Annotated in this window: 4 protein-coding genes, 1 other RNA gene and 2 pseudogenes; 4 read left to right on the top strand and 3 right to left on the bottom strand. The window is 62.8% G+C overall.

Translation table 11 applies throughout. The features are described from left to right. Positions 1-76 precede the first annotated feature (76 nt). Together XpopCFBP1817_RS18630 and XpopCFBP1817_RS18635 are read right to left on the bottom strand one after the other, a co-directional pair. Positions 77-1075, bottom strand: a pseudogene (locus XpopCFBP1817_RS18630) (PAS domain-containing protein); the annotation flags it as partial. Further along, positions 1062-2576 carry an ATPase domain-containing protein gene (locus XpopCFBP1817_RS18635; protein WP_128418252.1) on the bottom strand — a complete coding sequence of 505 codons (1515 nt, stop codon included), beginning with the start codon at positions 2574-2576 and terminating at the stop codon, positions 1062-1064. The gene XpopCFBP1817_RS18635 and the pseudogene XpopCFBP1817_RS18630, both read right to left, overlap by 14 nt. Positions 2577-2862: 286 nt before the next feature. Between XpopCFBP1817_RS18635 and XpopCFBP1817_RS18640 the strand changes: the two genes are divergently transcribed. Further along, positions 2863-3174, top strand: a complete 312-nt coding sequence (locus XpopCFBP1817_RS18640; RefSeq protein ID WP_244171238.1) for a response regulator — start codon at positions 2863-2865, stop codon at positions 3172-3174. A gap of 55 nt (positions 3175-3229) precedes the next feature. Here the strand turns inward: XpopCFBP1817_RS18640 and XpopCFBP1817_RS18645 are convergent. Further along, positions 3230-4702 (bottom strand): annotated as a pseudogene (locus XpopCFBP1817_RS18645) (ATP-binding protein); the annotation flags it as partial. Positions 4703-4785: 83 nt separating this feature from the next. On the opposite strand from XpopCFBP1817_RS18645, the gene XpopCFBP1817_RS18650 reads away from it, so the two are divergent. The 3 genes from XpopCFBP1817_RS18650 to XpopCFBP1817_RS18660 all read left to right on the top strand — a co-directional run bounded on the left by XpopCFBP1817_RS18650 (position 4786) and on the right by XpopCFBP1817_RS18660 (position 6601). Then, positions 4786-5250: a MarR family winged helix-turn-helix transcriptional regulator gene (locus XpopCFBP1817_RS18650; RefSeq protein WP_128418255.1), complete on the top strand. Its 465-nt coding sequence runs from the start codon at positions 4786-4788 to the stop codon at positions 5248-5250. A 36-nt stretch (positions 5251-5286) separates the two neighbouring features. Beyond that, positions 5287-6471 carry an FAD-dependent monooxygenase gene (locus XpopCFBP1817_RS18655; RefSeq protein ID WP_128418253.1) on the top strand — a complete coding sequence of 395 codons (1185 nt, stop codon included), beginning with the start codon at positions 5287-5289 and terminating at the stop codon, positions 6469-6471. 56 nt (positions 6472-6527) lie between these two features. Next, a non-coding RNA gene (locus tag XpopCFBP1817_RS18660) (sX9 sRNA) lies at positions 6528-6601 on the top strand. Positions 6602-6717 lie beyond the last annotated feature (116 nt).

A 6717-nucleotide genomic window follows, 5' to 3' on the forward strand; every position in this document is an offset into this window, starting at 1 on the left:
CCATGCGCGCACTTGTTTCTACACGATCCGGGTGCAACCAGCTGATCTATCTCGGGAAAACGTGGGGAAACCTCAGAGTCAGCATGTTGTTGAAATCGTGCGCGATACCGCCGGTCATCTGGCCGACCGCTTCCATCTTTTGCGCCTGACGCAACGCCGCTTCGCTGGATTCGCGCGCCTGCATCTGCTGTTGCAACTCGGCGGTGCGCTCGGCGACCTTGACCTCAAGCAGATTGGCCTGCTGCTGCATCGACTCCAACGCCAACGCGCGTGCGGTCACATCGGTGGCAAACACATGGAAACCATCCACCTCGCCATTGGCATCCAGGCGCGGCATATAACGGATTTCCGCATCGCGGCGGCGCCCATCGGCATGCGGCCAACTGGTTTCCACCGTCAATGCCTGCCCGTCCAGCGCCGCCTCGATCCAGGCGCGCCGCTCCGCCACCACTGCCGGCCCGACCACATCCACCAGTGGCCGCCCGATCACATCGGCAGGCGGCACCCCGATCCAGTCCTCGTACGAGCGATTGGCAAAGCGATAGATCAGGTTCTTGTCGATGAAGGCGATCAACTCCGGCAATGCATCGGTGACGCGACGCAACTCGGCTTCGCTCAGCGCCAACGCCGCCTTGCTTTCGGCCAGCTGCGCCATCTGGTCGCGGATGACGAACTGCTTCTGCCGCGAACGCAACGCAGTGAAAATGGCGCTCAGCAACGAGGCCGAACTCAGCGGCCGCTCCAGCTCGATGACGTTGGTCAGCTCGGCCGGCAACGTGGCCTGAAGACCGCTGCGGGTGCCGCGCGGCGCACGCAGCAGCACGAACGGAATGTCCGACCATGCGGCCTGGCCCCGCAAGATGTGCGAAAACTGCTGCAGATCGCCGCCGATGACCTCTTCGGTCAACACCACGACGCCCGAGGTGTCGAGCAGATCGCCCGCCAGCGCAGCCAGTGAGCCATAGACGCGGCGCGTCAGCCCGCGCTGGCCAACGATGCCGGCAACGCTTTCCGCGTCGCGGCCGAACGGCGCGATGATGTGAACGATGGAACCGTCCGGTTCAGGGGTAGTCAAGTGGACGATCCAGCAACGGCGCAGTGTCTCCGACGAACTGCGGAGTACCGGTCAGCACCCCGTGGAATTGCTCCAGCGGCTCGCTCAACTGGATCCCGCCGCCACCGATCCGCAACTCACGGATCGAATCTTCATGCGCGCCGCTGCGATTCTTGATCACCGACAAGGCCTTGCGAATGCGTCCTTGCGCTTCGAAGAAGCGGAACAGGATAATGGTATCGGCCAGGTACGAGATATTGAGATTGCCGGTCGACATCGTGCCTACCAGACCATGCTGCGGGTTGACCAAAAACGTGGTGACACCGCTCTGGTTGAGATACGACAGCAGCTCGTGCATCTGCAACATGAGCTGCTTTTCCTGCGGCATCGACGACAGATAGCCGTTGAGGCTGTCGATCACCAGCATCCGGCAATTGCGCTCTTCCACACTGGCACGCACCGCACAGGCGAATTCGCCAGGCGTCAGCTCGGCCGGGTCTATCTGATGCAATTCCAGCAAGCCGGAGTCAAGATGCTTGCGCAGATCCATGCCCAGGCTTTCGGCGCGCGTCAGCAAGGTACCGGTGCGCTCGTCGAACTCCAGGATGCAGCAATATTCGCCGCGCTCACAGGCAGCGGCAACGTACTGCAGCGCGATATTGGTCTTGCCCGAGCCGGCTGGCCCAGTCAGCAAGGTGCTGGTGCCACGCAGCGGACCTCCGTGCAGCAACGCATCGATACGCTCCACCCCGCTTGCCACTGCATCGCCCACGAACGGCACATGATGATCGGACGCGATCAGGCGCGGATAGATCCGCATGCCACCGGTGGTGATGGTCAGGTCGTGATAGCCGGCGACAAAATCCACGCCGCGCAATTTCTGCACCTGAATACGCCGACGTGACGCACCGAAATCCAGCGTCATGCGCTCCAGCGAGATCACGCCATGGCACAGGCTGTGCAGATGCACATCGCGCCGGCCGCGCTTGCCAGTGAGGTCGTCTACCAGAATCACGGTGATGTTGCGCGGCGCGAAGAATTGTTTGAGCGCCAGCACTTGCCGGCGATAGCGCAGCGGATCCTGCGCCAACAGGCGCAACTCGGACAGCGAGTCGAACACTACCCGGCTCGGCTTGACCCGGTCGATCTCGGCCTGGATGAGCTTGATGGTGCTGTCCAGTTCCATTTCCCACGGATGCAGGATCGACTGCTGACGCCCGTCGCCCAGGAACGCATCGGCCGATACCAGTTCTAAGATATGCAGCGCATCCAGCGTCCAGTGATGCGAGGTCGCCACTTCGTTGAGCTCGTCGATGGTTTCCGACAGGGTCACATACAGGCAGCTCTCGCCCTTGGCCACGCCGTCGAGCAGAAACTGCAACGCTAACGTCGTCTTGCCCGACCCGGGCTGGCCCTCCAGCAAATACATCCGATTGGGCGGCAGGCCACCGCGCAGGACGGTGTCCAACCCCACGATACCCGTGGTGATGCGTTTTGCGAGCGTCGGCTTCAAGTTCCCCATAGCCTTGAACTTATCACGCGCACGTGATGGCCCGATGCGTAAGCCTGACTTGATCAGTTTGCCTGGCTGGATCTGCCTGCTTGCCGTTTGCATTGGCTGCCGCCATTGCGCACTCAACCGAATGCAGCAATGCCTTTATGCCAAATCCGACGCCCCGTCACAGGCACCAGCCTAGCATTGCTGCTGCAGCACATGACGTTGTGGCAATCGTTCGAGGACAGTAGTGAATCACGCAGCAAGCACCGGACGCATCCTGCTGGTCGAAGACGACGATGCGATCCGCGACATGACCGAAGATATTCTGGGCGATGAGGGTTATCAGGTCGTCGCCACCGCCGATGCCGAGCAGGCGCTGGAACAGCTCAATACGGCGCGTCCATTCGACCTATTGCTCTCCGACATCTGCCTGCCCGGCATGAACGGACGCGACCTGGCCGACAAGGCCCGCTGCCTGTATCCCCTGCTGCCCTTCGTGTTCATGACAGGCTACGCAGGCGCGATCGCCGAGCGTGCCGATTTTCTGAATCCCGGCATGCGCTTGCTGACCAAACCGTTTTCCTTGCGCGATCTGCTGAGCATCGTGCAGACCATGGTCTAAGCGGGCGCAAAAATCGCACTATCCAATCCGGATGCGCGCCCATCCAGATGCACGATTACTGCGACTGCCGCGCCAGCAATTGCGCCACGCGCCGCTCCAGATTGATCGCAAGAAACGGATTGGTCAGCACGTGCATGCCGTCGTCCAGCTGACCCGCTCCCACCGCAGCGGTTGCCGCATAGCCCGTCAGAACAACACCGGTGGCGACGGTCGATATTGGCGCCCCGCATCGGCGACCTGGCGCCCGTTCAAGCCGCCCGTCAAGCGCACGTCGGTCACCAACACGTCGATTGCTTTATGCGAGCGCAAGCGCTCCACGGCAGCACTGCCTTCGGCTGTTTCGATAACGCGGTCGCCCGCCTCGGCCAGCAATTCGGACATCAGTACGCGGATTGCGGTCTCGTCTTCCACCAGCAGCACCGTACTGCTGCGCGCTGGCAATTGCAGCGATCGTTCGACCGGGTTCTGCACCTGATCATGCGGCAGCACGCCGCTGAGGCGTGGAAGATACAACAACATCGTGGTCCACACGCCCTCTTCCAGATCGATGCGCACATGCCCGCCGCACTACCGGGTGAAGCCTTAGATCATCGACAGGCCCGAGCCGGTGCCCTGCCCGATCGGCTTGGTGGTGAAGAACGGCTCCAGCACCTTGGACATCACCTCGGCGGTCATGCCGGTGCCGGTCTCGTGCACGCTCAGGCACACGTATTCGCCAACCGGCAGATCGAGCTGATGGGCCGCACGCTCGTTCAACACGCAATTGGCAATGCCAATCGTGAGCTCGCCGCCATCGGGAATTGCATCGCGTGCGTTGATGCACAAGGTCAGCAGCGCGTTCTCCAGCTGCGGCGCGTCCACCAGTACCTTCCAGGATTCGGCAGCTGGACGCACCCGCTGAATGATCGAGCGCTCCAGTGTGCGCGCGATGATGTCGTGCATGTCGTGCACCAGCGCTTCCACCTCCAGTGCGGTCGGCGCCAGCGTCTGCCTGCGCGGAAAAGCCAGCAAGCGTTGGGTCAGCGCCGTGGCCCGCGCCGCGCTGGACTGCGCCATATCGACATAACGCTCCAGACGATCGTAGTTGCCCTGTTCGATCCGTGTCTGCAGCAGGTCCAGGCCAACACTGATCGCCGTCAGCAGGTGAGTGAAGTCGTGCGCCAGACCGCCGGTCAGTTGGCCCACCGCTTCCATCTTCTGGCTCTGGCGCAGTTTTTCTTGGGCCAACAGCAAGCCCGCGCTGCGCTCGCGCACGCGCTCTTCCAGCGTCTCGTTCGGCGGTGCGATCGCGTAGCACTTTGACGAAACCGATCGCCGCACCGGTTTCCTCGCGCAGCACCATCAACGAACCATTCGCCCAGAAGCGCTGGCCGGATGTGCGCACATGCCAGCGCTCGTCCATGCCTCTGCCGCTTTCCAGCGCCGCAGCCGCTTCGATCAACAAGTGCCGCTGCGCGAGGTCTTCCGGCGTGAACATGCGCTCCAGCGACTGGCCGAGCATTTCCGTCTCGTTCCAACCAAGCGAGCGCCCAGACAATCGAAGACAGCCCCGCGTAGCGCACGCCCCGATAACATCGCAGGATGGCCGAATGGCATCACACGGTTGCGCACATGCAGGATCAAGACGAACGCATTCACCCCCAGGCTGCGGTGGCGCCGGGCTACCTGGCCAATCACGCAGCGCGGGTCTTCAATCGGCTGGTCGACGCCGAACTGCGGCCCCACGGCGTCTCGCTGGCACTGATCGGCCCGATTCTGCTGCTGTCCTGGAAAGGGCCGATGTTGCAACGCGATCTGGTCATCGACTCGGCGGTCAAGCAGCCCGCCATGGTGGCCCTGCTCGACAAGCTGGAAGAGCAAAAGCTCATCAAGCGCGCAGCGACACCGCAGGACCGTCGCGCCGCGCTGGTATCGCTCACCGCGCGCGGTCGCAAGATGGCCGAGCTGGGTGGTCGGGTGCTGATCGATCTGAATGCCGATGCGTTGAAGGGCTTCTCACCTGTTGAGGCCCAGAAAACCGTCGCGTTCATGCAGCGCCTGATCGTCAACCTGGAGCAACGCGGCGCAGACCTGTAATATCACTTATGATATTTATCTCTTCGGGTGATTTCAATGGCGCGTCGCATCCTCATCACCGGCGCCAGCGTCGCCGGCAACACTGCCGCCTGGACGCTTGCCAACCAGGGGATCGAGGTCGTGGTGGTGGAACAGGCAGCCCAATTCCGCGACGGTGGCCAGAACATCGACGTGCGCGGCGTCGGCCGCAAGGTCCTGCAGCGCATGGGCCTGGAACAGGCCGCGCTCGACCATGGCACCGGTGAGGAAGGCACTGCCTGGGTCGACGAACACGGCCATGCGGTTGCCACCTTCAAGACCGACGACATCGGCGGCGACGGCCCGATCGCCGAGCTGGAGATCCTGCGCGGTGACCTCGCCCGCCTGCTCTACGCAGCCGCACGCGCGAAGGTCACTTATCGCTTCGGCGATCGCATCGCCAGCATTCAAGACGACGGCAAAGGCGCGACAGTCCATTTCCACAGCGGAGGCAGCGACCGCTTCGATGCGGTCATCATCGCCGAAGGCGTGGGCTCCTCCACGCGCGAACAGCTTTTCCCAGGCGAAAACGCCCCACGCTGGATGGATCTGACCATCGCCTACTTCACCATCGCACGTCGTGCAGACGACGATCGCCTATGGCGCTGGTATCACGCCACCGGCGGCCGCAGCATCTCGTTGCGGCCGGACCAGCTCGGCACCACGCGCGCCATGCTGTCGCTGCAGAAGGTCTCCGATGGCGAACAGGACTGGGACCAGGCAACGCAGAAAGCGTACTTACGTGACCACTTCGCCGATGCCGGCTGGCAGGCAGCACGTGTGCTGGACGGCATGGACAGTACCGACGACTTCTACTTCGACGCCTTGCGGCAGGTGTGCATGCCGCGCTGGCACACAGGCCGCGTCGTTCTGACCGGCGATGCGGCGTGGTGCGCAACGCCGCGGGCCAGTATTGGTGCCACGCTGGCGGTCACCGGCGGCTATGTGCTGGCAAGCGAGATCGCGCGTGCCGATTCTATGGAAAGCGCATTCGCCGACTACGAGACCGCCATGCGGCCGATGGTCGAACAAGGCCAGGGTGTGCCGAAGATCGGGCCACGACTGATGAACCCACACAGCCGGCTCGGCATCCAGCTACTGCACGGCGCACTGAAATTGGCCAGCCAACCCAGCATCCAGACCATCGCAGCGAAGCTGATGACACCCTCGATCAAGGCACCGGATCTGGCGCGCTACGACTGAGAGCGGCTAACAAAACTACTGCGCTCACCGCCAGGCGGGCGCGGCCGGTGCTCGGAATCGACTCGTACACTCCGGTTCTGAGCGCGCCGTCCGCACCCACCTGACGACTGCTCGCTACGTTTTGTTAGCCGCTCTGAGTGCCTGGCGGGCTCTTACCTGGCGGGTCCTTAGAGCCCGTTCAAAGTCTTCCCGAATTATCCGATCATATGGAGATGAGAGCACGCTATCCCAGTGACGTCAGCCGCG

Source organism: Xanthomonas populi, assembly GCF_002940065.1.
GTDB lineage: Bacteria > Pseudomonadota > Gammaproteobacteria > Xanthomonadales > Xanthomonadaceae > Xanthomonas > Xanthomonas populi.